The organism is Candidatus Pelagibacter bacterium nBUS_25 (genome assembly GCF_051200975.1).
Lineage (GTDB): Bacteria > Pseudomonadota > Alphaproteobacteria > Pelagibacterales > Pelagibacteraceae > Pelagibacter.
On sequence record NZ_CP172846.1, the window covers coordinates 261438 to 288026 of the forward strand.

A 26589-nucleotide genomic window follows, 5' to 3' on the forward strand; every position below is an offset into this window, starting at 1 on the left:
ATGCAAAATGTAAGAGCGTACATAATGCTAGTGTGCGCCACACTATTTTGGGCAGGCAATTTCATGGTAGGAAAATTTGCATCTTTAGAAAACATTCCACCAATGTCACTTGTATTCTTTAGATGGTCTCTTGTTTGGTTAATTCTTTTACCTTTTACTTGTAAAGAAATAATTAAAAATAAACTTATAATTATAAATAATTTACCTTTGTTATTTTTTTTAGCTTTTACAAGTGTTGGATTATTTAATACTTTTACATATTTATCATTAGTTCACACTCAAGTAATTAATGCTTCTCTTTTTAATACAGCTATTCCTGCAGCTATAATTTTTTTATGTTTTTTATTCAAAATTGAAAAAACTAACAAATTTCAAATACTTGGATTGATATTATCTGTATTTGGAATTTTATCGATAATTACAAAACTTGATTTAAATGTTTTGTTAACTTTAAATTTTAATAAAGGAGATCTTATAATGATTGGTGGAGTTATTACCTGGGGTTTGTATTCTGCTTTTTTAAAAAATAAAAAATTTACTTTACCACTTTTAACTCTGGTTCATGTTTTATGTACTTTTGGATTAATATTTATATTTCCACAATTTCTTTATGAGTATTCTCAAGGACTAAGAGTTAGTTTTAACTCCAATCTTTACTACACTTTAATATATCTGGCATTATTCCCAAGCATAGGTTCTTATTATTGTTGGGCAGGAGCAGTTTCAATCATAGGAGCTAATAGAGCGGGTATTTTTTTATCATTAATCCCTTTTTTTAGTACAATAATGGCAATAATTTTTTTTAGTGAACAATTTAAATTTTTTCATTTAATTGGATCAATTTTAATTATATTAGGTTTATTTTTATCAAATAAGAAAGTTCAAAATGCTTAAAGTTGCAATATTAGATGACTATCAAGATGTTTCACAAGAATTTGTGGATTTAAAAAAATTATCTGGAAAATATGAGTTTAAAATTTTTAGTGAACCTTTTTTGGATGAGGCTGATGCCATCGAGCAACTAGCTGATTTTGAAGCACTGCTAATTATGCGTGAGCGAACACCAATAACAAAAAATATAATCGATAATCTAAATGATTTAAAATATATCATCACAAGTGGCTCAAGAAATAAAGCGATTGATTTAGAGGCTGCTAAAAAAAGAAAAATTATAGTTTGTGGCACTGAGATTAACTTTAATCCCACATGTGAATTAACATGGGCTTTAATATTGGGGTTATCAAAAAATCTTAAAACTGAAATTGATAATATGTACCAAGGTTATTGGCAAACAACGATAGGCTTTGAACTTAAAGGAAAAATTATTGGTTTAATTGGTCTTGGAAGAGTGGGTTCACAAGTTGCTAAAATTGCAAAAGCATTTGGTATGCAGGTTATGGCTTGGAGTGAGAATTTAGATTTAGATAAATGTAAAGAATTAGATGTGCTTCCATGTACTAAGGAAGATTTAATTAAAACATCAGATTATATCTCAATTCATGTTCAAGGTGGAGAGCGTTATAAAGATTGCATAACAATTAAAGAATTTGATCAAATGAAAAAAACAGCTTTTTTAATTAATACTTCTAGAGGTTTAATTGTAAATGAAGATGATTTAATAATTGCTTTATCAACTAATGTTATTCTTGGTGCAGGATTAGATGTTTATGAAAAAGAACCTTTGCCAGAAGGAAATAAATTAAGATTTTTGCCAAATGCGTTACTCACACCACACATTGGCTATGTAACTGCTGAAAATTATAGTATTTTTTATACTCAGATGATTGAAGATCTTGAAGCTTGTGTTGAAGGGAAACCTTTAAGAGTTATAGAATAAATAATGACAAAAAAAATTAATCCTAATCTTACTGCAGAACAACAATCAGTTTTATTTGAAGAGGGAACTGAACTAGCAGGCACAAGTGAGCTTAACCATGAGAAAAGAGAAGGAAGTTTTCATTGTGCCAATTGTGGAGAAAAATTATTTGACTCAAACACAAAATATGAAAGTGGATCTGGTTGGCCTTCATTTTATCAATCATTACCTGATGTATTTGAAACTAAAACTGATCATCATTTAGGTTACGCTAGAACCGAATACCACTGTAAAAAATGTGGTGGACATCATGGACATATATTTGAAGACGGACCAGAGCCAACTGGAAAAAGATACTGTAACAACGGTATTTGTTTGGTTTTTAGGCCAAAATAACTCAATTTTATTTTAATAATATTATTTTTTATTTTAAAAGATCTTGTAACTTGTTCTCTTTTTCTAAAGTTCTAACATCATCGTAGCCACCCATGTGTTGATCATCAAAGAAAATTTGAGGAATAGTTCTTTTACCATTTGCTTTTGTAATCATCTCATCCATGGCACCATCAACTGTTGCAATATTAATTTCTTTAAATTCAACGTTATTTCTAGTTAATAATTTCTTAGCAGCTTCACAGTAATTACAAAGTGGCCCTGTATAAATGGTAACTGATTTCATATATTATAAATAATCATTCTTTTTAATTTTACTAGTAATTTCTTTTCTAGAGTATTCAAATTTTTTCCTATGTTTTATACTTTTTTGATTAACTCTTTTTCTCCATAATCTAAAGGAGGTAGGTTTCACTGATCTTCGCATAATCTTAATAACCTCAGATTCTGTCTTACCAGTCTTTTTTTCTATTTCTTCAAAAGTGATCCTATCTGCCCAGGCAGCCCAAACGATCCAATCTGGATCATCCACTTTTGGCTCTGGATTTTTAACTCTAGTTATGGGGGTGTGACCTTTTTTTTTCATAAATCCTTTATATTTGAAAAAAATGATTAATGCATTTTTTTTAGGGTATGATATTATGCTGTTTGATAGTCCATCTTAGCCATCTTTAGCTCCCGGTTTTTTTGGACTATCTATCCTTAAAATGTTTCCCTTAAATTATTTCCTATTTTTACAAATAATCCTGTTTTTATTTATTACACCTGGTACTCCTCGAATTGTAATCATTTCATACTCAATGAATTATGGAGTTCAAAAATGTATTTGGACTGCATTGGGAGATATCACTGCAAATTTTATACAAGCTACTTTAGTAATTTTTGTTATAGGATCTTTTTTTTCAGATAATCCAAACTTTTTAAATATTTTTAAATGGGTTGGTGTAACTTATATTTTATATCTTGCTTATGATCTTTATAAATCAAAACCAAAAAATGTAAGCTCAGATAATAATTCATCAAAAACTATATTTTCATTTTTTAGAGATGGTTTTTTAGTTGCAGGAACAAGTCCAAAGGCGTGGATGTTCTTTCCATTAATATTTCCACAATTTATTGACTTTAATGGAAATTATGTTGTTCAATTTTTTATTTTAATCACAACTTATATTGTTTTAGATTTTTTATCTTTAATAGCTTACGCTGTACTTGCTAGAAAACTAATTGTTTGGATTAAAGCTAACCCTAAAGTCATAAATACAATTTCAGCGTGCGTTTTAGTTATTATTGCTTTTATTATTGTATTTATGCAAAAGTATTAAGTCGCAACCTGTTATTACCGTCTTGTTTGTTATAAAATTAAAGGCTTTAATCAGTTTTTAAATTTAAAAAAATAAATAGAGGAAAATAAAATGAAAATCAGAAATATAATTATTACATTGGTTTCTGCAATCGCACTTTTAATTTCAGCTTCAACAGTATCTTTCGCGAAGGTTGTTGGAGATAAAATTGTTTTAGGTGCAGCTGTTTCATTAACTGGAAAATATTCATCAAATGGTGTTCATACTCAAAACGGTTACAATTTAGCTGTTGAGAGAATTAATAGCATGGGTGGAGTTACAGTTGGTGGAAAATCTTACAAGTTTGAAATCATTTATTACGATGATGAGTCAAACTCTGGTAGAGCAGCTCAACTTGCAGAAAGATTAATCAAACAAGATGGTGTTCAGTTCATGCTTGGTCCATACAGCTCAGGTTTAACTAAAGCTATGGCACCTGTAACTGAAAAATATGGAATACCTATGGTAGAAGCTAACGGTGCATCTAGATCGTTGTTTACCAAAGGTTATAAATATTTATTTGCAGTGCTTGCGCCAGCAAACTTATATCTTGATGTAGCAATTGACCTTGCAGTTGAAAAAAATGGCGGTAAGCCAGTTAAGATTGCAATGGCGTTTGAACAAGATGCTTTCTCACAAGACGTGAGATTAGGTATCGTAGATGCTGCAAAAAGAACAAAGTCAAAAATCATTATTGATGACAAGTTACCAAAAGAGTTAAATGATATGGCTGCTACTTTATCTAAAGTAAAAGCAGTTAAACCAGATGTTCTTGTGGTTTCAGGTCACACTAAAGGTGCTTTAACAGCAGTTAGACAAATTTCAGAAATGAAAGTTGACGTACCAATGTTAGCAATGACTTACTGTGATGCTGCTAAATTATCTAAACAACATGGTAAAGCTTCTGAGTATGCACTTTGTGCTTCTCAATGGCATAAATCTCTATCATACAAAGACAAGTTCTTTGGCGGTGGTATGAAATATGCTGGAGACTTTAATGCTAAGTTTGGATATGAGCCTCCTTACCAAGCTGCTGAGTCATCAGCTGCTTTATTGGTTTTCAAAGATGCGTTCGAAAGAGCAAATTCTTTTGATACTAAAAAAGTAAGAGATGCTTTAGCTGCTACTGATATGCAAACTTTTTATGGAAACATAAAATTTGCTGAAGGTGGTCAAAACGTATCTAAGCCAATGGTACTTTTCCAAGTATCATGTAACGATGATGGAAGTAAATGTGAAAACAAAGTTGTTGCTCCTACAAAATGGGCATCTGCTGAATTAGTACACCCAATTCCATCTTGGTCTAAAAGATAATATCTAATATGCAAAATGCTCCCTAGTAATAGGGGGCATTTTTAAATAAAACACATTAAGAATTTATGGACTTTCTAATTTTCCAAGCACCAATGTTAATGGTTCAAGCGTCAATGGACGGAATACTATTAGGTATTTTGTTTGCATTAATTGCTTATGGAATGGCATTGCAATGGGGAGTAATGAATATAATTAACATTGCTCAAGGGGAATTAGTAATCATGGGTGGTTACATCGCTTACTTTATGTATTTGTCAGGAATACACCCAGCATTTGGAATAATTGTGTCACCAATCATTATGTATTGTGTTGGTTGGGGAATGTACAAACTTGTTATTAACAAAGTAGTAGATAAAGATTTATTTACATCAATACTTGCAACATTTGGAATAAGTATTCTAGCACAACAGTTAATGAATTTTGCATTTGGTGCAGATGTTGTGGTTGCTCAGTCAAATTTTGGAACAACTATGTTGTTTGACAATATGGTTACAATTCCTAATGCCAAGATATTTTCAGGAGCAGTTTGTGTAATATCAGCAATCATTCTTGTTGTTTACATGAGAAAATCTAAGTTAGGCCGTGCAATTAGAGCAACAGCTCAAAATGCAAGAGCAGCAAAGATTTTAGGTGTAGATACTGAAAAAGTTTATGCAGCAACTTTTGGAATTAACGCAGCTTTATGTGGAATAGCAGGAGCATGTATAGCAATTACATTTACACTTCATCCATACACAGGCTTGCCTTACACTGTCAGATCATTCATGATTGTAATTATTGCTGGATTAGGAAATTTACCGGCAGTAGCAATATCTGGAATGGGATTAGGAGTATTTGAAGAGTGGGCAGATTACCTACTTGGAACAGAATTTAGAATAGCAGCAGTATTTTCGTTATTAGTAATCATACTGGTTTATAGAAGATTTAAATTATCAAGAAAAAGAGAGTATTTAAAATGATAAATAAAAATACTCTTTTATATCTGGGACTATTAATTTTTGGATTAATTGGAGCATTTATTTTTCCCGCTTATAAGCTGCAGTTGTCATTTCTTTATATTCTAATCGTATTAGCTATGACATGGGATGTTCAAGGTGGTCAAATGGGATACAACACATTTGGAAACATATTATTTTTTGGTATTGGAATGTATGTTGCATCAAGCACTCAAATTGCAATGTTCTTTTCTTTAGCTGAATGGACAGACGCTGGAGGTGAAAAAACTTTTGTTCATACCATCCCACAATTCTTTCAGGGTTTTGGAGTTGGAATATTATTATCAGGTATAATTCCAATGATTATAGCTGGAGTTATAGGTTATGGAATTTTAGGTTTAAGAGGTCACTATTTTGCTATTTGCACCTTAGCATTAGGAATTGCTGCTGGAGAAATAGCTGGGGGAATAGAAATCATTGGAGCTGGTCAAGGTATGACAGTTCCTGTTTGGCCAAAAGGGTTTGGTTCTAACGAGTCTTCGTCACAATTTTTATATTACTTAAGTTTTGCTTTAGCAGTTGTAACTTTTATTACTTTAAAGTGGGCATACAGCACAAGGTTTGGATTAGTTCTAAATGCAATAAGAGACAATGAAGACAAAGCAGAAGCAATGGGAATTCATACAATGAGATATAAAATTATTGGCTGGATGGTTTCAGCATTTTTTGTTGGAATAGCTGGTGGGCTAATGGGTCATATCAATGGTTACATTGAGCCAACAGAAATAGCATTTGCTGGACCAACTTTTGGAGTGTTCATGGTATTAATGGCAATCCTTGGTGGAAAAGGAACTTTATGGGGACCACTTGTTGGCGCAACTGTTTTTCATTTATTTAAAGAAGGTTTTTGGACATACTTTTTAGGTTGGCAGTATGTTGCTTTAGGAGTTTTAATTGTAGTAATCGTTGTTTACTTTCCTGAGGGAATAATGGGATGGCTAAGAGAAAAATACCCAGAAAAATTTGGTGAAACAATTGATGAAGCAGATCGAAAGGCGCAGGTAGAATTAAAATAATGTCTATATTGGATGTAACAGGAGTTAGTAAATCTTTTGGTGGTGTAAAGGCTAACGTTGACATTTCAATGTCTGTTGAACAAGGATCAATTGTTGGGTTAATTGGACCAAATGGATCAGGAAAAACAACATTATTTAATTCAATTGTTGGAACTTATCCAATTGACAAGGGTTCGATTAAATTTGATGGAACAGAAGTTTCTGAATTACCTGTACCAGTTGTTGCAAAATTGGGATTGTTAAGAACTTTTCAACAAACAAGAATCTATGGAAAATTAAACTGTATTGAAAATATGTTAATTAGCCATAAGCCTGTAAATGATGGAATTCTTACTGTATTTCAAAAAATACCACCTGATTTAACTGATAAAGCTGAAACTTTATTGAAATTTGTTGGTCTTCACCAAAAAAGAAAGCTTAGAGCAGGAGACCTTTCTTTTGGTCAGCAAAAATTATTAGAACTTGCTATGGCACTAATGAATGAGCCTAAAATGCTTTTATTAGATGAGCCAACAGCAGGAATTAATCCAACATTAATAAATGGAATTATTGATCGTTTGATCAAAGTAAATAAAGAATATGGAATTACTTTATTGGTTATTGAACACAATATGAAAGTGATTATGAATTTAGCTCAAAAAGTTTTCTGTTTAGCTCATGGTCAAATGTTAGCTGATGGAACACCTGAAGAGATTAGAAATGATAAGCGTGTGTTAGATGCTTACTTGGGGGCCCAATAATGTCTAATCAATATGATGTATTAGGAAAACCACCAGGTGTAGAGGAGTTACAAAAATTATCTCCTGATAATAATCATGTAACTATTAATAAGCTATCTGCTGGTTATGGAAAAATGGAAATTCTTCATGATTTTGATTTGCGAGTTAGCAAAGCTCAATCTTTATGTTTGATTGGACCAAATGGCGCAGGAAAATCTACAATTCTTCATTCAATTTATGGTTTTACAAATATTTTTTCAGGACAAATAGAAATTGATGAAAAAGAAATTACAAACTTAACTCCAGCAGAAAAATTAAAGTCATGTGGTATCGCCTATATCTTGCAAGACAATTCTGTTTTTCCAGACATGACAGTGGAAGAGAATTTATTGATGGGTGGTTATATAAAAGAAAATACAGATGAATCTTATCAAGAAGCAGAAAGAATTTTTGAAAAATATGAACGATTAAGAAACAGAAGAAACCAACCAGCAAAAGTTTTATCTGGTGGTGAAAGAAGATTATTGGAAATTTCAAGAGCACTCGTAATGAAACCATCTGTTTTATTAGTTGATGAGCCTTCAATTGGATTGGAGCCAAGATATATTGATATGGTTTTTGAAATTTTAAGAGACCTTCAGATAACAGAAAAAAAAACAATCATATTAGTGGAACAAAATGCTAAAAAGGGATTAGAGTTTGCTGACATTGGATACGTTTTAGTATCAGGGCAAACTGCTATTGCTGGCAAAGGGGATGACTTGTTAAATAATCCTGATGTCGGTAGATTATTCCTTGGAGGCTAATGATTAATAAAGATTTTTTCTTTAGAGGCTTTAAATCTATTATAAAACCTGACAGCCCAGCACTTGCACTTGGTTGCTGCTTCATAGCAATTGGAGCTTTACTTAAAAATTTAGGGTTTAATATTCAAGAAAGTATTTTTTCAACAATGTTGACTTATGCTTTACCTGGATCACTAGTAATGGCTGAGTCATTATTAGTTGGTGCTTCGTTATTAAATATTTTTCTAGCTGTTTGGTTTGTTAATGCTCGATTATATCCAATGGCTGTTTCTTTATTTCCATTAATGATGCACAAAAGTCAGCCAAAGTGGAAGTATTACTTCTCATGTCATTTCATTGCTGTGTCAGCATGGCTAATAATGAAAAGTAATTATAAAGATATTGAAAAAAAACACAGAATAGACTTTTGGATTGGAATTGGCTGTGCAACATGGACTACTGCTGTAGTAGGCACATTTATTGGGTTTTTTGCATCAGATTATTTAGATAAAAATATGATGATGGGGTTAGCGATTTTAAATCCTATTTATTTTTTATGTATGATGGTAGGTGCAATGAAAACTATCCAAATAGGTGCGTCAGTAATATTAGGTTTGCTGTTGGGGCCAATATTTTATTTTTTATCTCCAGAATGGTCAATTTTACTTGGTGGCGTTGTTGGTGGAACCATTGCTTATTTTGTAGGAGAACTTAATGTCAACTAGTGTAGTTCTTGCAATCTTAGTCACTTCACTTGCAACTTTTTCTTCAAGATTATTAGGTGTGATTTCATCAGAAGGAATAAAAGAAACTTCGAAATTATTTAGATGGTTTAATTGTTTGGCCTATTCAACTTTAGCAGCCTTGATAGCTAGAACAATTATTTTTCCTGTAGGAGTATTATCTGATGCAAGTTATTTAAGTAGAATAACAGTGGTATTATTTTGCTTATTTATTTTTTTTCTATCTAAAAGAAATTTTGTTTATCCGACTGTAATTTCTGCTATCATGATGGCATTATTAAGTGAGTATTTATAATGGAAAAAATTTCTGGTTTAACAATTTCAGAACATAATAATTCAAAAAGAATAATTAATATTGATCTTGAAAATGAAATTATTGAAAAACTAATATTCCCTTTCAATAAATTTGATTTAACAGCGTTAGAACTTAGACCCTTTACGCGATTCACTATTGCAAAAAGCTTAGATGATTTAACAAATAATAAGTTAAGCAAATTAATGAATTCCATCATTAGAGATAGATCTACAGGTTGTTTTGTAATTGGTCCTAAAAATATTACAGCAAAAATTAATGATAAATTTCTAGTTAAGCTATCTACTGCTATTGCCCACTTAATAGGAACACCCAATCATGACTCGATGGCTGGTAAGTATTATGCGAGATTTGTTGTGAAGCATGAAGATAAAAGTGACTCGTATTTAAGAAAAGCATACAGAAATATGGATCTACACACAGATGGAACTTATGTTAAAGAGGTTACAGATTGGCTGTTAATGTCCAAAATTGATGAACAAAATGTAGAAGGTGGAGAGACTGCAATGTTACACCTCGATGATTGGGAACATTGTGATGATTTATACAACGATCCTGTTGGAAAACAGAATTTCGTTTGGGGCTCACCTAAAAGTAAAAATGTAGATTATAAGGTAGAACATCCAGTTTTTTCATCAGATGAAAATGGAAAACCTAATATTTCTTATATAGATCAGTTTCCAGAGCCTAAGAATATGGAACAAGGTAATTTTTTACAAAGATTATCAGACGCTTTAGAAGAAAGTAAAAATAAAACTATAACTAAATTGCCTGTTGGATCTTCAATAATTGCTAATAATTACTTTTGGTTACACGGAAGAAAACCTTTTAAAGAAAATGAAGAATTAAGTAGAGAATTATTAAGAATTAGAGGCTCTTTTTTTATTAATTAATTCAATATAATCAATATAAAGTATTCAAATTTATGAATTTAGGATTTATAGGCACGGGCAAAATATCATCTTCAGTAATTACTGGTATTTGTACATCCAAAATTTCATTTAATAAAATTTTAATCTCAGCAAGAAATAAAAAGATTGCTAGAAGTTTAAAACAAAAATTTAAAGAAATAATTATTGCTAAAGATAATCAGCAAATAGTTGATAAATGTGATTGGGTATTTTTAGCTGTTACACCTATTGTTGGTGAGAATATAATTAAAGATCTAAAATTTAAATCAAAACAAACAATAATAAGTTTTATTTCTACAATTACTTTGTCTCAATTAAAAAAAGCAATAAAAGTTAAAGCTAAGATTATAAGAGCCATACCATTGCCGCCAATATCATTGAAAAAAGGACCAGTCCCGATATGCCCTCCTGATAAAAAAGTAAAAGCTTTCTTTGATAAAATTGGAACTACTGTCGAAGTTAAAAATGAAAAATCATCTATTAACTTTTGGTCTACCTCAGGAATGATGGCACCTTTTTATCAACTATTAAGTAGTATGACTAATTGGCTAGTTAAAAGAGGAGTCAAAAGAAATAATGCTCAAAAATATATAACATCATTATTCTTAGCATTATCAGAAGATGCAGTTGTAAACTCAAAAAAAGATTTAAAGTATTTAGTAAAAGAGTCACAAACACCAAAAGGCCTTAATGAGCAAGGTGTTAAAGAACTTACTAAAGCTGGATTTTTCAATTCATTAGACAAAACATTAAATAGTATTCATAAAAGACTTAGTAAATAAAAATGTCAGAAAATATTTTAGAAATTAACAATCTATCTAAATACTTTGGGGGTTTAGCAGCTGTGTCTGATTGTTCTTTAAAAGTTAAGAAAGGAACAATAACAGGAATTATTGGCCCAAATGGATCTGGCAAAACCACTTTATTTAACTTAATTGCAGGTAATTTAAAATCATCATCTGGCTCAGTTACTTTTGATCAGGAAAATATTACAGATGTTCCATCATATGAATTATTTTCAAAAGGATTACTAAGAACTTTTCAAATTGCTCATGAGTTTTCAAATTTATCTGTATTAGAAAATTTAATGATGGTTCCAGGAAATCAATCTGGAGAAAAATTAATGACTGCATTATTAAAACCAAAGCTAGTTGAAGAGGAAGAAGCATTAGTTAAAGACAAAGCTAAAGAAGTTGTAGATTTTTTAAACCTAGGTCATTTAACAAACGAACTTGCTGGAAATTTATCAGGAGGTCAAAAAAAATTATTAGAACTAGGTAGAACTATGATGGTAGATGCTAAATTAGTTTTACTTGATGAAGTAGGGGCTGGTGTTAATAGAACTTTACTAAAAGATCTTGGAACAGCTATTGAAAAGTTAAATAAAGAGAAGGGTTATACATTCTGCATGATTGAGCATGATATGGATTTTATTGGTAGATTGTGTGATCCCGTAATAGTCATGGCAGAAGGCTCAGTTTTATTTGAGGGAACAGTTGAAGATGCTAAAAAAGATGAAAAAGTAATAGAAAGTTACCTTGGTAGAGGTTCAAAACTTAAGGATCAAAATTAATGGCATATTTTGAAGGAAATGGAATGACAGGTGGATATGGTAATGGACCAGATATCATTAATTCTTGTACCGTGAATGTGAACCAAGGTGAGATTGTTTCAATTCTTGGGCCAAATGGAGCTGGCAAATCAACAGCCATGAAAGCTATGCTTGGTTTGCTTAATCTAAAATCTGGATCAGTAATTATAGATGGTAAAGATATTTCAAAATTATCTCCTCAAGATAGAGTAAAAAAAGGAATTTCTTTTGTGCCGCAAACTAAAAATGTTTTTGCAGGAATGACTGTTGAAGAAAATTTAGAAATGGGTGCTTTTTTAGTTAATGATGAGATCAAAGATACTATAGATGAAATTTATAATTTATTTCCTATTCTTAAAGAAAAAAGAAACCAATTAGTTGGAGAGTTATCTGGTGGGCAGAGACAACAAGTGGCTCTTGGTCGTGCATTAATGATCAAGCCAACAGTTTTAATGTTGGACGAACCAACAGCAGGTGTTTCTCCAATTGTTATGGATGAGTTATTTGACCATATAGTAAAAGTTAAAAGAACTAATGTTGCAATATTAATGGTAGAACAAAATGCTAAACAAGCTTTAAATATTTCAGACAGAGGCTATGTCTTAGTAACTGGAGAAAATCGTTATTCAGGAACTGGTCAAGAATTATTAAACGATCAAAGAGTAAGAAGCTCTTTTCTAGGTGGATGATATGGATATTCTGAATTCAATTATACTTTTATTAAATTATATATTTATTCCTGCGCTATCTTATGGTTCTCAATTAGCGCTTGGTGCAATTTTTGTTACATTAATTTATGGAATTTTAAGATTTGCTAACTTTGCAACAGGAGACATGATGTCATTTGGAACAATGGTTACGATTTTATTTACGTGGTATCTGCAATCACTAGGTTTTTCATTGGGAGTTTTGCCGACAGCACTAGTAGCAATTCCATTTGCTATAATGTTTATGATTGCCTACATGCTTTTCATTGATAAATTTGTTTTTAGATATTACAGAGTAAACAAAAGCCCTCCAGTTCAACTTGCCATGGTAAGTATTGGTGTAATGTTTGTCACTCAAGCAGTTGTAAGAATTATTATTGGACCAGCAGACCAAAGGTTTTTTGATGGACAAAAATTTATTATCAAAGCAGGAGAATTTAAAGAAATGACTGGTCTTAATGAAGGTTTGGCCATTAAGTCTACTCAAGTACTAACTATATTTGTAACTATTGTTTTAGTTTCATTATTATTTTGGTTTTTAAATAAAACGAAGACTGGAAAAAGCATGAAAGCTTATTCTGACAATGAAGATCTGGCATTACTTTCTGGAATTGATCCAAAAAGAATTGTTATGATTACCTGGATAATTGCTGGAATTTTAGCAACAATTGGGGGAGTTTTATATGGTTTAGATAAAAGTTTTAAGCCATTTACTTACTTTAATAACATGCTTCCAATATTTGCTGCTGCAATAGTGGGGGGAATAGGAAACCCATTTGGGGCATTTTTAGGGGGTTATGTTATTGCTTTTTCAGAAATATTTTTAACTTATGCTTATAAAAAATTCTTTATGTATATTTTACCTGAGAGTATGGAGCCTGAGAGTTTGGTTCAGCTTTTATCAACAGATTATAAATTTGCAGTTTCGTTCTCAATATTAGTTATAGTACTATTGTATCGACCCTCGGGAATATTTAAAGGGAAAGTCTTGTGAGAAAAAATTTAAATGTAATTGCTGCTTACAGCATCATGATGGGTTTGATAATTCTAGTTGGAATTTTTCAATCATGGAACATAGCTTTATCAATATTTAATATGTGCTTAATTTCAGCAGTGATGACAATGGGTGCCAATATTCAATGGGGCTATGCTGGGTTAATCAACTTTGGAATTATGGGGTACACTGCCCTAGGTGGACTAGCAGCAGTTTTGATATCTGTAGATCCTGTTCAAGAAGCATGGCGTGCAGGAGGTTTTGATATATTAATGTGCTTATGGTTAATTATAGTAATGGTATTAGCCATTCGATTTATTTTAAAAAATTTTGAAAAATCTAAATTAAGAACTTATGGAATTGCTGGAATTATTGTTGCTGGAATTGTAATTATCAGAATAACTGCTGAACCAGGAATTGAAGCTATTGAGGCAGTTAACCCTGCTAAAACAGGATTTCTCGGTGGTTTTGGATTGCCTATTATTTTTTCATGGATAGTTGGAGCTTTCTTTGCAGCGGGTTTAGCTTTTATAGTTGGAAAAGTTGCCTTAGGTTTAAGAGCTGACTATTTAGCAATTGCCACATTGCTTATTTCTGAAATTGTAATTGCAATAATTAAACATGAAGACTGGTTAACTAGAGGTGTTAAAAATGTAATTGGCCTTAAAAGACCGGCACCATACGAAGTAGATCTTCAAACGACTGATTGGTTTATTAATTTAGTTGAAAAATTTAATTCTGGAAAATTAGCCTTAATTTCTGATTTGGCAGATCGACAGGCTGCACTTAATCAACTTGTTATAGAGGGATCATCAGTATTTGTTAAACTTTGTTATTCTGGACTATTTTTAGTTGTTGTTATTGTCCTTTTAATTTTAACACAAAAAGCTCTTTACTCTCCATGGGGTAGAATGATGAGAGCTATTAGAGACAATGAAGAAGCTGCAAATGCAATGGGAAAAAATGTTGTTAAACAACATTTGTTGATTTTTATTTTAGGTTCAGCAATCGTTGGAATAGCTGGTGCTATGTTGGTCACTCAAGATGGACTATTCACACCAGGAAGTTATAGACCCATGAGATATACTTTTCTTATTTGGGTTATGGTAATTGTAGGTGGAAGTGGTAATAACTTTGGAGCAATATTAGGTGGATTTGCTGTATGGTTTTTATGGATAGAAGCTGCACCAATTGCATTGTTTTTAATCAATTTATTTACTTCTGGAATGGCAGATACGCACGTTTTAAAAATTCATTTAATAGAAAGTGTTCCTTATTTTAGATATTTAATGATGGGTCTAGGTTTGTTATTGATAATGAGATATCGACCTAAAGGTATACTTCCAGAGAAAATAGAAATAAAATAACCTATATATGAAATATATTATATTAGGTGCTGCAATAGCTTGGGCCATGTACATGGCAGACAAGTATATGTTTTAATTATTAAAGTTAAGACTAACATTTTAACAAAACTCTAATCAAAATGATTTTATTAAATTATTTAAACTTCAGTCTATTTGATCTTTTTGTAATAAGCTTGACTATATTGGTTGCATCTACAATTAGAGGGTTTAATGGCTTTGGCTTTTCGGCCACTTCTGTTTCAGGACTGGCATTTATATTGCCGGCTATAGAAATTGTTCCAATTATTCTGATACTTGAAGTGGCAATTAGTATTTTTATGATTCCTTACATTTGGAATAGGATTAATTGGAAATTTGTCTTTCAAATTCTAATAGGTATTGCTATTGGCTCACCAATTGGACTCTATTTTTTAAAAATTTTTTCCCCAAGTTTTACTCACTTATTGATTTGTATTATCATAATATTTTTTTCAATTATTTTAATGAAAGGTTATACAAATAAGAAAATTGATAATAATTTTATAAAAATTTTAACTGGTACTATTTCTGGTGCATTGAATGGGCTATCGACTTTGGGTGGTTTGCCGGTAGCTTTATTTTTACTTATCACAAGTATGCAACCAATCTTTATAAGGGGTTCTTTAGCAGCATTATTTTTCATAACTGATACTTATGCATTTTCTCTAAGTTATTTTGGAGGAATTGTTGATATGACTACTTTGTATAGATCTATTCCACTTATAATTATTTTACCGTTAGGTGTTTTTATTGGTAATAAATTTTTTGTTAAAAGTAGAGAAGAAACTTACAGAAAAGTAGTCTTTTATTTTTTGATAACCATCTCAATGATTGGTATTTTAAGAATATTGTATAATTTTTAGATAAAAAAAACCCCCAGCAATTTTCATTGCTGAGGGCTTTTAAACTAAGATATTAATTATCTTTGTTTTTTAGTTTTGAATTTTCCACCTTTAATTTCTTGCTCTAAGAAAGAACCTTCAGCTTCACCAACATTAGTAAAAGTTACTCCAGTTGCACCTTCGTAATTTATCTTTTTACCTTTTGCTAATAAATCTAGTCCTTTTTTAAGCTCACCTGGATAAATTTTTGTTCCAGGAGCGTTAGCAACACCCATTACATTTTTTGCAATTGATGCTCTGTCAGCAGAGTTACCCGCTTGCATTGCTAAAACTATTAAAGCAGCTGCGTCGTATGACTCACCTGTGTATGGACCAGAAGAATCAATACCACCAGCTTTTGCTACTTCAGCAAATACTCCAGCACCTTTTCCAGTTGATCCAGGCATAGTTCCAAAAGATTTATTTAAACCTTTTCCAAATGCATCAACAAGTGATTGTCCAATCATACCATCTGATAAAACAAAAGTATCAAAAGCACCTGAGTCTAATGCAGCTTGAATCATACCTTTTCCACCTTGGTCAAGGTAACCTATTACAGCCATAGCATCACCACCAGCAGAAGCTAATGTTGCAACTTCAGATGAGTAGTCAGCCTTACCATCTTCGTGAGCAGTAACGGCTGTAACTTTAATACCATGAGCTTCAGCAGCAGCTTTATAAACATCTGCCAAACCTTTTCCGTAGTCATTATTAGTATAAGTAATAGCTACACTTTTAACTTTTCTATCATTAGTTACGTCAGCTAAAATTTGTCCACCTCTAGCATCAGAAGGAGCTGTTCTAAAAAAGAACCCATTGTCATCTAGAGTTGTTAATCCTGGTGAAGTTGCAGAAGGTGAAATCATTACTACACCATTTGGTACAGCAACATTTGATGCAATCGCACCTGTTACACCTGAACAGTCAGCTCCCATAATTGCTGCTACACCTTGTGAAATAACACCTTCAGCTGCTGCCGTTGCTGCTGCTGAGTCAACACAAGTTGAGTCTGCTCTTACTACTTCAATTTTTTTTCCACCTAATAGTGAACCTGAGTCAGAAGCTTCTTTAAAAGCAAGTTCTGCAGATCCAGCCATAGCTGGCGTTAGCGATTCAATAGGACCCGTAAATCCTAAAATAATCCCCATCTTAATCGCATGTCCGTCTGCCATTACATTTGTTCCTAAACTTGAAACAAGCATAAATGCAGCAATAAATAGTTTTTTCATTATCTTCCTCTTTAATTGTTAACAATTTATAAAAAGGTAATTAAATTACGATTATTGTTATTTTACAATGATTAAATTATCTCGTTTTATGAAGTAAAAATACAGAAGTTAAGACAATTATGCTTCCAATAAGAAAAAGAAGCGTAGGTACTTCACCAAAAATCAAGAAAGATAACCCAATACCAAAGATTGGGAATAATGAATATGAAGGAAAAATTTGTCCAACAGTATAAAATTTATATAGATAAAACATTAATAGGTGTGCACCCAAAGAAACAACAACAGCTTGATAAAGTATGAAAACCCAAGTGTTAATATTTATTGATTTAATATTTAAAATTATATGACCTTCAATAAAATAAGATAAGACCATTAATATAACAAAACCAAACAGACCAGTAAACGCATTGGTTAAGCTGACATCTAAATTCTTTAATCGCCTAGAATAAACTTGGGCCAGACCAAAAAACAATGCCATTAAGCCTGCATAAAACAAACCCAGAAAATTGTCAACTAACGCAGGGTCAAAGAATATTATTAATATCCCAAAAAAAGCACAAAAAATTAAAATCCACTTTTTTGAACTAATATTTTCACCTAGCATTACTGCACTTAACAATATCCCAAAAGGTATAGCTAATTGTGAACCAACAATTACAGGTGAAATAATTGATGAATAATAAAGTGACAAAGTCATAAACACATAAACCATTACCCCCATAGAAATTGAAAAAGCAATTAACGATGTGAGATATTTTCTTTCTGGTATTTTAAATCGCCAATATGGAACTAATATTATAAGTACAATTCCCATTCTAAGTGACGCCATAAGGATAGGGGGCACTGAATTGTTTAATGCTAATTTTGTAACTGGAAATGCACTTCCATAAGCAATTGCAATAAATATTAAAATAAGCAAATGTTTTAGAGGCAATCTATTATCCCATTGTGAATGGGTCATCCATAGGCTCTTCTGATGAATTAAACCAAGTAGTTTTTATTCGTGTATATTCTTTAATAGACTCTATTCCTGCTTCCTTGCCGTATCCACTATCTTTAATTCCTCCAAATGGTGCTGATGGTGATATCAATCTGTATGTATTTACAAATACTATCCCAGCTCTAACAGCTTTTGATACCCTCATAGCTCTGCCTAGATTGGTAGTATAAATTCCTGAAGACAAGCCATACTGGTTATCATTCATTTGATTTATTGCTTCCTCTTCATTTTCAAATTTCATTACTGATAATACAGGACCAAATAATTCATTTTCTGCTGTAGGTAAATTATGGTTTTCACATTCAATTATAGTTGCAGGAAAATAATAACCTTCATTTGAAATCGATGATCTTTTTCCTCCACATCTAACCTTTCCACCTTGTTCAACTGTAGCTTTGATATTTTTTTCAATATTTTCTAATTGTTTAAAGCTATTTAAGGGCCCCATTTGGGTATCTGGATCCATAGGTGATCCTAATTTTATACCTTCTGCTTTTTTAACAAGTTTATCTAAAAATTCGTCATAAATTTTAGACTGAATATACAATCTTGATCCAGCAATACAGCTTTGACCACTTGCCGCAAAAATACCTGCAGTAATTCCATTTAAAGCATTTTCTTGATCGGCATCATTAAATAAAACTACCGGACTCTTTCCACCTAATTCTAAACTTACTTGAGATAAATTTTCTGCAGAATTTTTTACAATATGACGAGCTGTTTCAGGACCTCCAGTAAAAGCAATCTTCTCAACAAGATCATGAGTAGTTAAAGCTTTACCACATGGTTCCCCTAATCCAGTAATTACATTAACCACACCTTTGGGTAAGCCTGCGCTTTCAATTAACTTTGCAAATTCTAAAAGTGTGACAGGAGCTAATTCTGAGGCTTTGATTACAACAGTATTTCCCATCGCAAGTGCTGGTGCTAGCTTCACAGCAGTTAATAGCATTTGTGAATTCCAGGGAATTATTGCAGCTATCACACCAATAGGAATCCGTGTTGTTGTAACTTGCATATTAGGCTTATCAATAGGTACAACTGTTCCTTCAACTTTATCAGCTAATCCTGCATAATAATCATAGTATTCAGCAATATAGCTTGCTTGAGTTTTTATTTCTTTAAATAATTTTCCAGTATCTATTGTTTCTATTTTACCTAAATGCTCAGCATTAGTTCTTAATTGATCAGCAATGTTTCTTAAAAATTTTGCTCTTTCTTTTGGATGAAGGTTGGACCAAGAACTATTAAAAGCATCTTGGGCAGCTTTGACTGCTTTATCAACATCAACCTCACTAGCCTCTGGTACAGTAGCCCACACCTTATTGGTTTCTGGATTTAAAGTCTCAATCTTTTTACCTGATGAAGATTCAACCCATTCACCATTAATATACATTTTAAAATTTTTTATTTCAGACATTTAATTATAAATAAAATTCTTAAGATTTATATTTACATCATCTGCACACTCGATACTACAAAGATGTTTTCCATTTTTTACTTCAACAAATTTAGAGTTTACAAGGTCTTTCGACAAAGATTCAGACATTGCAACGGTTGACCCTGGGTCATCTGATCCTGTCATAATGAGCGTTTTGGTTTCAATTTTTTTAATTAACTCAATATCATCTCTATGGTTTGCAAATAATTTATAAGCTTTTAAAAAATTATTATGATCCTTAGGTTCCTTTTTTAAAATATTCATGAATTCATTATAAATCTCAGGATTTTCATCTAAATACTTTTCACTAAACCATCTTTTTAATGCTTGTCTTGATATGGGTTTATTTAATTTAGCTTGTTCAAATCTATCCAAAACTCTTGATCTTTCCTCATCAGTTCTTTGATAAGTTGTCCCCATTAAAGTTAATGTATTTAAGTATTCTTTAAATTTTGTTGTAAAATCTATAGCTATTAATGATCCTAAAGAAAAACCAATAAGGTTAATTTCTTTAATATTTAAAAAATCTAATAGTGACTTAAGTTGATTAGAAAAGTCATCTAAAGATACCTCATTATCTATTAATTCAGATTTTCCATGTCCCAATAAATCATAAGTTAACGTTGAAAACTCATTTAATGAATTTATTTGAGGTTTCCACATTTGATGATCAAGACCAACGCCATGAACAAATACTGATGGAATTGTTTCTTTGTTTCTATAAGAGTAATAGCTACCCTTCAGGTCAAAACCTTGAGACATTTTATTTAGGATCTAGTCCCATTTCCTTCATATCTTGATAACGGTCTCCAGTTCTTGCGTGGGCTCTACCTGATGAAGCACCACCTATAGCAATTACAATCTCATCATCAAACGGCGCGTCATGAATGGTGAATTCGTGTGTTAAATAATAAGGTCTTAAACCAGAGTCTGTTTTATGCATCATTGGAATTGACATTTTAGATCCCGCAGGTCCTCTTGTGTTTGTAAAACTTAGGTAAGAAGTTCCACCAACTGCATCCCTAAATTTATTTCCAAATCTTAAAGTATGAATAAATGCTGATGCATGCTCAATTTCTCCATTAAGACCAACAGTTCCAGCTTTACCGTAGGCTAAAATTTTATCAGGTGAGCCAATTTCTTTTATCAATTCTGGAACTAGAATGTCTCCTAACTTTGGAGCAAGATCTAAAATGATTGGTTTTAAATCCTCAACAAAACCTTGATCAGCCCATGGGTTTTTAAAAACAGCTGCAACCGATACTAACAACACAGGTTCTTTTGCTTCCTTGCCACCTTCGATAAAAGTTTTATCTACAAACTTTGTAAATTTTCTTAATTCAAGTTTCATTAACTAGCTTTCTCCACATCATCATTATTAAAATTAATTTTTGGTATCACTTCATCATTAAACAGTTTTATACTTCTCATACAAGCCTCATGATCTATACCAGGAAAATTAGACCATACTTGTAAATTTTGAAGATTTAACTCTGATTTAAGTTCATTAATTTTATTAACAACATATTCAGGAGTTCCAAATAATAAATTTCTTTTGTGAAGAAAATTATAATTTAATAAATCCAGTTTGTGTTTAGTCTCTGGTAATTCTTCACCTGGATCCATATGATTTCCTAAACCTCTCCAATGACATACCCATTTCATATAATTAACAATATGTTCACCAGCCATTTTTTCTGCTTCTTCCATTGTTTCAGCAACAAACATATCCCTAACTAATGATATACCTTCACCTAAAGGAACATCTCTATTCTCAGCTTTAGATTTTGCTTCCTGATAAATTTCAAATCTCTTCTTTAATGCTTTAACTGTTGGGATCCACATAATGGTATTTAATCCATTTTGTGCTGCCCATTCAATTGATCTAGCACCATCGACAACTTGCCATATTGGCGGATGAGGACTTTGTTTAGGTTTTGGAACAATACTTATTTTTTTAATTTCATTTGTTTTTGTATCTAAAAATTCCTCACTGGGCGGGCTCATGTCATGTTGCCATGTAAAATTTGGAGAAGGGTAGGTATAAAACTCACCTTGATGACTAAAAAACTTTTCAGTCCAAGCTTTTTTCATTATGGTTAAACTTTCTTCAAACAATCTAAAGTTTTTTGCTTGATCTTTAAGATCAGCCTCTTTGTTCATGTTAATAGCTTCCCTCCCATAAATTCCTCGACCAATTCCAACATCAACTCTTCCATTTGATAATTGATCAAGTAAAGCAATATCTTCTGCTAATCGGATAGGGTTGTGAAATGTAATTACATTACAAGCTTGTCCAATTCTAATTTGTTTTGTTCTTGCCGCCGCATCAACGCCCATCATTAGGGGATTTGTACAAGACTCCATTCCTTCATGATTAAAATGATGTTCTGTATACCAAATTGAGTTCCAATTATTTTTATCACAATAAGTGGTGATCTCTTTTACCTCGTCTAATAATTGATTGTATGGTTTATGACTCCAATTAGTCGTATTACAAAAATATCCAAATTTCATTCAAACCTCCTAAATAATTAAATTTAAGACGATCGATCCCACTTTCGTACAGCTTTGAAGTCTTACGACGAGTTATGTATCGCTATTAATGAAACCCTAATTTAACTAGACAATTTTAGCAATATATATTTAATCTCTTTGACGTATGAAACTTGATAAAATTGACCCAAAATACCTTAAAAAACCTAATCCTAGAATTGGTTTAATTACCCTTGCAAGTGATTTTAGAATTGAAAAAGATTTCAACAATGTAATTTATGGAAAGGAAATCGATTTATTTTCTAATCGAATTCATTGTTACAATCCATTGACTAACGAAACATTAAAAAAGATGGCTGATGATATCACTGATGTCACAAAAGAAATATTACCAGATCAAAAATTAGATTGTGTTGCTTATGGCTGTACATCGGGAACAATAGCTGCTGGATATTCTTCAATTTACGAAAAAGTAAATCTTGCAAAACCCAATACCAAAGTCACAACTCCAATCACATCAGCTATTAAAGCTTTAAAAAAATTTAACGTTAACAAAATTTCTGTGTTCACACCTTATACCAATGAAATTAACCAGTCTGTTGCAGAATATTTTAAAAAAGAAAATATTGACGTTGTTTCGTTATCTTTCTTTGATATTGCATCTGATCTTGATATTGGAAAAGTAGATCAAGATTATCTATTTGAAGTATTATCTAAAATTGATCTATCTGAAAGTGATGCTTTATTTGTTTCTTGCACTGCTCTTCCTGTTTTATCACTAATACATAAGTTAGAAAAAAAATTAGGTAAGATTGTTCTTTCAAGCAACCAAACATTGATCTGGGATACATTAAAAGAGATTAATTATAATAAAAATATTGACGGTTTCGGACAATTATTTAAAGATTAGAAATATGGATTTTACAAAAGAAGAATACAAACAAAGATTAACAAAAGTTCAAAAAATGATGCAAAAAAAAGGTATCGAACTATTAATCTCACATGATACTAATAATCTAAATTATTTAACAGGTTATGATGCGTGGTCTTTTTATTATGCTCAATGTGCAATAGTCCATGTTGATGCTGAAGAACCATTATGTTTTGTCAGAGCACAAGACTCTGGTGGAGCATATATTAAAACATATTTAAAAGATGAAAATATTATTGTTTATGAAGAAAATTATATTCATACGTGGCCAAAACATCCTTATGATTATTTAGTTCAAGTAATCAAAGAGAGAAAGTGGGGTAAACTTTCTGTGGGTGTCGAAATGGATGCTCATTATTATACGGCATTCTGTCATGAAAAAATTAAACAAGGTCTACCAAATGCTAAAATTGTAGATAGTGATAGACTAGTTAACTGGGCAAGATTAGTAAAATCTGATGCTGAAATTGGTTTTATGAAATCAGCTGCTTTAATTTCTCAAAAAGGAATGAAGACTGCAATGGAAGTGATAAACCCTGGCGTTAGACAATGCGATGCCGTAGGTGAAATTCAAAAATCATTATTTTATGGAACAAAGGAATTTGGGGGAGAGTATTCAAGTATCGCAACTTTACTTCCAACTGGTAAGGGTACCTCAGCATCACATTTAACTGCTACTCAAGATAAATTTGTAGAGGGTGAGGCGACTATTATTGAATTGTCAGGTGTTTATAAAAGATATCATGCGCCAATGGCTAGAACAGTATTACTTGGAAAACCTGATCAGTTAAAAATTGATACAATGAAAAAAACTATTGAGGCGTTAGAAACTGGAATTAGTGCTGTAAAACCTGGAAATACTGCAAATGATGTAGCGCAAGCGTTCTGGAAAATATTAGATAAATATGGGATTGATAAAAAATCAAGAACTGGGTACTCAATTGGAATTGGTTATCCACCAGACTGGGGAGAGCACACTCTTAATATATATAAAGGGGACATGACTGTTTTAGAGCCAAATGTTTGTTTTCATATGATAGCAGTTATGCAATTCGGTGATTGGGGCGTTGAAGCATCTGAAGCTATTAGAGTAACAGAAAATGGCAGTGAATTGTTTTGTAATATGAGTAAAGAGTTACATATTAAATAAATTACTTGATTATCAATCTAACAAATGTTTTAAAGTCGTATGGGTAATGATCACTTTGTAAGATTCGAGAATGTAGATAAAAGTTACGACGGTAAGCAACTAGTCGTAAAAGGTTTAGATCTAGATATTGCAGAAGGTGAATTTGTGACAATGCTTGGACCCTCTGGTTCTGGAAAAACAACTTGTTTGATGATGTTGGCTGGATTTGAAACTCCAACGAATGGACAAATTTACTTAGATAACAAAGTTATCTCAGATATTCCTCCACACAAGAGAGGAATTGGAATGGTATTTCAAAACTATGCATTGTTTCCACATATGACTGTTTATGAAAATTTAGCATTCCCATTAAGAGTAAGAAAAATTCCAAAAGATGAAGCTGACAAAAAAGTTGATAAAGCATTATCAATGGTATCTCTTCAAGGTTTTGAATCTAGAATGCCCATGCAATTATCAGGTGGTCAACAACAAAGGGTTGCTGTTGCAAGATCACTAGTGTTTGATCCACAGCTAGTTTTAATGGATGAACCACTTGGCGCTTTAGATAAAAATTTAAGAGAGAGTATGCAATATGAAATTAAACATATTCATGAGAGCATTGGTGTAACAGTTGTATACGTTACACACGATCAAACCGAAGCTTTGACTATGTCTAATAGAATTGCGGTTTTTAATGACGGTAAAGTTCAGCAACTTTCAAGTCCAGATGAATTATATGAAAGACCTGTTAATTCTTTTGTTGCAGAGTTCATTGGAGAAAACAATACTTTTGCAGGAGAGGTATCTGATGTTTCAGGTGATAAATGCAAAGTTAAATTGACTTCAGGTAAAGAAATTTTAGCAAATCCTATTGTTGCAAAAGCAAAAGGTGAAAAAACCACAGTATCTTTGAGACCTGAAAGAGCATTGATTGATCCAGAAACTAAAATGGATAACAATCACAAAGGTAAAATTGAAGAAGTAATATATCACGGTGACCACACAAGATTAAGAGTAGATCTATTAGGTAATAATCAATTTATTCTAAAAGTTCCAAATAGTTCAAACAGAATGGATATTAAAGAAGGTAAAGAAATAAATATCGGTTGGAACAGTGTCGATTGCAGAGCTTTAGATCCAAAGTAATCAGTATAAATTATTCCCAATAAATATAAGACAAAATAGCCATAATCAGCTGTTGACTAAGCTATTCTATATTGTTTTAGTATCACTTTATAAAATAAAAACGTTTAACGTTAAATAGGAGAATACATGAAAAAAATAAGTAAATTATTACTTGCTCTTTCTTTTGTACTTTCTGTAACAACTTCAGCATTTGCAGTTACTGTAGTGTCTTGGGGTGGAGCTTACACAGAGTCACAAAAATTGGGTTACGGTGATCCTACAGCAGCGAAACTTGGAATACCTGTAAACTGGGTAGACTACACTGGTGGATTATCAGAAATTAAAGCTCAAAAAGAAGCTGGAAAAATAACTTGGGACATTATCGATGTATACGCAAAAGATACTATCGTTGGATGTGACGAAGGTATTTTCCATGAATTCGATTTTGATAAAGACTTCGCACCTGCTCCAGATGGAACACCTGCAAGTCAAGACTTCTTTACTAGTATGCCTTCAAAATGTGCAGTTGGAAACATTCTGTACTCTTGGAACTATGCTTACAATGACGCAACAATTGGTGATAAAAAACCAAGCACATTGAAAGACTTTTTTAATACTAAAAAGTTCCCTGGTAAGAGAGCTCTTTACAAAGGTGCAATGTCTAACTTAGAAATTGCTATCACTGCAGACGGTGTTAACCCTGGTAAAGGTTCTGACTTAACTTACAGAAAACTTGATGCTGATGGTGGAATTGATAGAGCTATGAACAAACTAAAAGCTTTATGTGAAGATCCAAATGGCGGATGTGTATTCTGGAATGCTGGAGCTCAACCACCAGAACTACTTGCTAATGGTGAAGTAGTAATGGCCACTGGTTGGAATGGTAGATTCTTTAATGCGCAAATGGAAGGAACTCCACTTGTACAAGTATGGGATGGACAAATTCTTGACTATGAATACTTTGCATTAGTTAAAGACGGTCCAGGTTACGCTGACGGTTCAGCTCTAAAAGTACTTAGAGAAATGACTAGCTCAGAAGGTTTAGCTGGAAGTGCTAAGTACATTGCATATGCGCCTTGGAGAAAATCTTCAATCGCAGTTATGGAAGCTGGAGAGCCTTGGTTTAAAGATGGTAAGACTAACATGGTACCACATATGCCAACAGCACCTGCTAACACAAAAAGATACATCCTTATGAACCCTGAGTTTTGGGCAGATAACCAAGACGAAATTGGTGAAAAATGGGAAGCTATGAAAGCTGGTCTATAATAATTTAGTTTTATAGATTAGTATTTTATACTATATTGAAAGGGCAGTTATTTATAACTGCCCTTT

The 26589-nt window shown here is 32.0% G+C and carries 30 protein-coding genes; 22 read left to right on the forward strand and 8 right to left on the reverse strand.

Annotated features, from left to right (window positions below; all coding sequences use genetic code 11):
- From ACIJYH_RS01335 to msrB, 3 genes are read left to right on the forward strand one after another with little or no spacing between them, the layout of a single operon-like run.
- A complete protein-coding gene (locus tag ACIJYH_RS01335) occupies positions 1 to 894 on the forward strand; it encodes a DMT family transporter (protein ID WP_435163413.1) in 894 nt (297 codons plus the stop codon).
- A complete protein-coding gene (locus tag ACIJYH_RS01340) occupies positions 887 to 1837 on the forward strand; it encodes a D-2-hydroxyacid dehydrogenase family protein (RefSeq protein ID WP_435163415.1) in 951 nt (316 codons plus the stop codon). The genes ACIJYH_RS01335 and ACIJYH_RS01340 overlap by 8 nt, the downstream gene beginning before the upstream one ends.
- Positions 1838 to 1840: 3 nt before the next feature.
- Positions 1841 to 2212, forward strand: a complete 372-nt coding sequence (gene msrB / locus ACIJYH_RS01345) for a peptide-methionine (R)-S-oxide reductase MsrB (RefSeq protein WP_435163417.1) — start codon at positions 1841 to 1843, stop codon at positions 2210 to 2212.
- Between the two features lie 28 nt (positions 2213 to 2240).
- Here the strand turns inward: msrB and grxC are convergent, their stop codons facing one another.
- Both grxC and ACIJYH_RS01355 read right to left on the reverse strand, forming a co-directional pair.
- A complete protein-coding gene (grxC, locus tag ACIJYH_RS01350; RefSeq protein WP_435163419.1) occupies positions 2241 to 2495 on the reverse strand; it encodes a glutaredoxin 3 in 255 nt (84 codons plus the stop codon).
- A gap of 3 nt (positions 2496 to 2498) precedes the next feature.
- Positions 2499 to 2795 carry a TIGR03643 family protein gene (locus tag ACIJYH_RS01355; protein WP_435088661.1) on the reverse strand — a complete coding sequence of 99 codons (297 nt, stop codon included), beginning with the start codon at positions 2793 to 2795 and terminating at the stop codon, positions 2499 to 2501.
- Positions 2796 to 2916: 121 nt separating this feature from the next.
- On the opposite strand from ACIJYH_RS01355, the gene ACIJYH_RS01360 reads away from it, so the two are divergent.
- The 15 genes from ACIJYH_RS01360 (at position 2917) to ACIJYH_RS01430 (ending at position 15885) form a co-directional block, all read left to right on the forward strand.
- The gene (locus ACIJYH_RS01360) at positions 2917 to 3531 is read left to right on the forward strand and encodes a LysE family translocator (protein ID WP_435163421.1); all 615 of its coding nucleotides are present in this window, start codon (positions 2917 to 2919) and stop codon (positions 3529 to 3531) included.
- A 90-nt stretch (positions 3532 to 3621) separates the two neighbouring features.
- On the forward strand, positions 3622 to 4863 hold the full coding sequence (locus tag ACIJYH_RS01365) for an amino acid ABC transporter substrate-binding protein (protein WP_435163423.1): 1242 nt from the start codon (positions 3622 to 3624) through the stop codon (positions 4861 to 4863).
- Positions 4864 to 4928: 65 nt separating this feature from the next.
- On the forward strand, positions 4929 to 5822 hold the full coding sequence (locus tag ACIJYH_RS01370; protein ID WP_435097615.1) for a branched-chain amino acid ABC transporter permease: 894 nt from the start codon (positions 4929 to 4931) through the stop codon (positions 5820 to 5822).
- Positions 5822 to 6874, forward strand: a complete 1053-nt coding sequence (locus tag ACIJYH_RS01375; RefSeq protein ID WP_435164220.1) for a branched-chain amino acid ABC transporter permease — start codon at positions 5822 to 5824, stop codon at positions 6872 to 6874. Before ACIJYH_RS01370 ends, ACIJYH_RS01375 begins: the two co-directional genes overlap by 1 nt.
- Positions 6874 to 7614 carry an ABC transporter ATP-binding protein gene (locus ACIJYH_RS01380; RefSeq protein ID WP_435163425.1) on the forward strand — a complete coding sequence of 247 codons (741 nt, stop codon included), beginning with the start codon at positions 6874 to 6876 and terminating at the stop codon, positions 7612 to 7614. The genes ACIJYH_RS01375 and ACIJYH_RS01380 overlap by 1 nt, the downstream gene beginning before the upstream one ends.
- Positions 7614 to 8399 (forward strand): ABC transporter ATP-binding protein, encoded by a 786-nt coding sequence (locus tag ACIJYH_RS01385; RefSeq protein WP_435163427.1) that lies wholly within the window; start codon positions 7614 to 7616, stop codon positions 8397 to 8399. Before ACIJYH_RS01380 ends, ACIJYH_RS01385 begins: the two co-directional genes overlap by 1 nt.
- Positions 8399 to 9103, forward strand: a complete 705-nt coding sequence (locus ACIJYH_RS01390) for an AzlC family ABC transporter permease (RefSeq protein WP_435097624.1) — start codon at positions 8399 to 8401, stop codon at positions 9101 to 9103. Before ACIJYH_RS01385 ends, ACIJYH_RS01390 begins: the two co-directional genes overlap by 1 nt.
- On the forward strand, positions 9093 to 9416 hold the full coding sequence (locus tag ACIJYH_RS01395; protein WP_435163429.1) for an AzlD domain-containing protein: 324 nt from the start codon (positions 9093 to 9095) through the stop codon (positions 9414 to 9416). The genes ACIJYH_RS01390 and ACIJYH_RS01395 overlap by 11 nt, the downstream gene beginning before the upstream one ends.
- Complete coding sequence (gene glaH, locus ACIJYH_RS01400) at positions 9416 to 10327, forward strand: glutarate dioxygenase GlaH (RefSeq protein WP_435163431.1); 912 nt, start codon at positions 9416 to 9418, stop codon at positions 10325 to 10327. Before ACIJYH_RS01395 ends, glaH begins: the two co-directional genes overlap by 1 nt.
- Before the next feature lie 32 nt (positions 10328 to 10359).
- Positions 10360 to 11127 (forward strand): pyrroline-5-carboxylate reductase, encoded by a 768-nt coding sequence (locus ACIJYH_RS01405; protein ID WP_435163433.1) that lies wholly within the window; start codon positions 10360 to 10362, stop codon positions 11125 to 11127.
- A gap of 2 nt (positions 11128 to 11129) precedes the next feature.
- Positions 11130 to 11918 (forward strand): ABC transporter ATP-binding protein, encoded by a 789-nt coding sequence (locus ACIJYH_RS01410; RefSeq protein WP_435163435.1) that lies wholly within the window; start codon positions 11130 to 11132, stop codon positions 11916 to 11918.
- Positions 11918 to 12625 (forward strand): ABC transporter ATP-binding protein, encoded by a 708-nt coding sequence (locus ACIJYH_RS01415; RefSeq protein WP_435163437.1) that lies wholly within the window; start codon positions 11918 to 11920, stop codon positions 12623 to 12625. The genes ACIJYH_RS01410 and ACIJYH_RS01415 overlap by 1 nt, the downstream gene beginning before the upstream one ends.
- Position 12626: 1 nt before the next feature.
- Positions 12627 to 13637, forward strand: a complete 1011-nt coding sequence (locus ACIJYH_RS01420) for a branched-chain amino acid ABC transporter permease (RefSeq protein ID WP_435086468.1) — start codon at positions 12627 to 12629, stop codon at positions 13635 to 13637.
- Between the two features lie 35 nt (positions 13638 to 13672).
- The gene (locus tag ACIJYH_RS01425; RefSeq protein WP_435164223.1) at positions 13673 to 15004 is read left to right on the forward strand and encodes a branched-chain amino acid ABC transporter permease; all 1332 of its coding nucleotides are present in this window, start codon (positions 13673 to 13675) and stop codon (positions 15002 to 15004) included.
- Positions 15005 to 15123: 119 nt separating this feature from the next.
- Complete coding sequence (locus ACIJYH_RS01430; protein ID WP_435163439.1) at positions 15124 to 15885, forward strand: sulfite exporter TauE/SafE family protein; 762 nt, start codon at positions 15124 to 15126, stop codon at positions 15883 to 15885.
- 56 nt (positions 15886 to 15941) lie between these two features.
- Here the strand turns inward: ACIJYH_RS01430 and ACIJYH_RS01435 are convergent, their stop codons facing one another.
- The 6 genes from ACIJYH_RS01435 to ACIJYH_RS01460 form a co-directional block, all read right to left on the reverse strand.
- Positions 15942 to 17132: an ABC transporter substrate-binding protein gene (locus ACIJYH_RS01435; RefSeq protein WP_435163441.1), complete on the reverse strand. Its 1191-nt coding sequence runs from the start codon at positions 17130 to 17132 to the stop codon at positions 15942 to 15944.
- A 76-nt stretch (positions 17133 to 17208) separates the two neighbouring features.
- Positions 17209 to 18093 carry a DMT family transporter gene (locus ACIJYH_RS01440; protein ID WP_435163443.1) on the reverse strand — a complete coding sequence of 295 codons (885 nt, stop codon included), beginning with the start codon at positions 18091 to 18093 and terminating at the stop codon, positions 17209 to 17211.
- Positions 18071 to 19552 carry an aldehyde dehydrogenase gene (locus tag ACIJYH_RS01445; RefSeq protein WP_435163445.1) on the reverse strand — a complete coding sequence of 494 codons (1482 nt, stop codon included), beginning with the start codon at positions 19550 to 19552 and terminating at the stop codon, positions 18071 to 18073. Before ACIJYH_RS01445 ends, ACIJYH_RS01440 begins: the two co-directional genes overlap by 23 nt.
- Positions 19553 to 20335 (reverse strand): alpha/beta fold hydrolase, encoded by a 783-nt coding sequence (locus ACIJYH_RS01450; protein ID WP_435163447.1) that lies wholly within the window; start codon positions 20333 to 20335, stop codon positions 19553 to 19555.
- A 1-nt stretch (position 20336) separates the two neighbouring features.
- Positions 20337 to 20924, reverse strand: a complete 588-nt coding sequence (locus ACIJYH_RS01455) for an amino acid synthesis family protein (RefSeq protein ID WP_435088679.1) — start codon at positions 20922 to 20924, stop codon at positions 20337 to 20339.
- Positions 20924 to 22090: an LLM class flavin-dependent oxidoreductase gene (locus ACIJYH_RS01460; protein ID WP_435163449.1), complete on the reverse strand. Its 1167-nt coding sequence runs from the start codon at positions 22088 to 22090 to the stop codon at positions 20924 to 20926. Before ACIJYH_RS01460 ends, ACIJYH_RS01455 begins: the two co-directional genes overlap by 1 nt.
- Before the next feature lie 145 nt (positions 22091 to 22235).
- On the opposite strand from ACIJYH_RS01460, the gene ACIJYH_RS01465 reads away from it, so the two are divergent.
- From ACIJYH_RS01465 to ACIJYH_RS01480, 4 genes are all read left to right on the forward strand, one after another.
- Positions 22236 to 22979, forward strand: coding sequence for a maleate cis-trans isomerase family protein (locus ACIJYH_RS01465; RefSeq protein ID WP_435163451.1), 744 nt, complete (start codon positions 22236 to 22238; stop codon positions 22977 to 22979).
- 4 nt (positions 22980 to 22983) lie between these two features.
- The gene (locus ACIJYH_RS01470) at positions 22984 to 24150 is read left to right on the forward strand and encodes a M24 family metallopeptidase (RefSeq protein ID WP_435163453.1); all 1167 of its coding nucleotides are present in this window, start codon (positions 22984 to 22986) and stop codon (positions 24148 to 24150) included.
- 39 nt (positions 24151 to 24189) lie between these two features.
- Positions 24190 to 25275, forward strand: a complete 1086-nt coding sequence (locus ACIJYH_RS01475) for an ABC transporter ATP-binding protein (protein ID WP_435163455.1) — start codon at positions 24190 to 24192, stop codon at positions 25273 to 25275.
- Positions 25276 to 25401: 126 nt separating this feature from the next.
- Positions 25402 to 26523: an extracellular solute-binding protein gene (locus ACIJYH_RS01480; protein WP_435086533.1), complete on the forward strand. Its 1122-nt coding sequence runs from the start codon at positions 25402 to 25404 to the stop codon at positions 26521 to 26523.
- Positions 26524 to 26589: the final 66 nt, after the last annotated feature.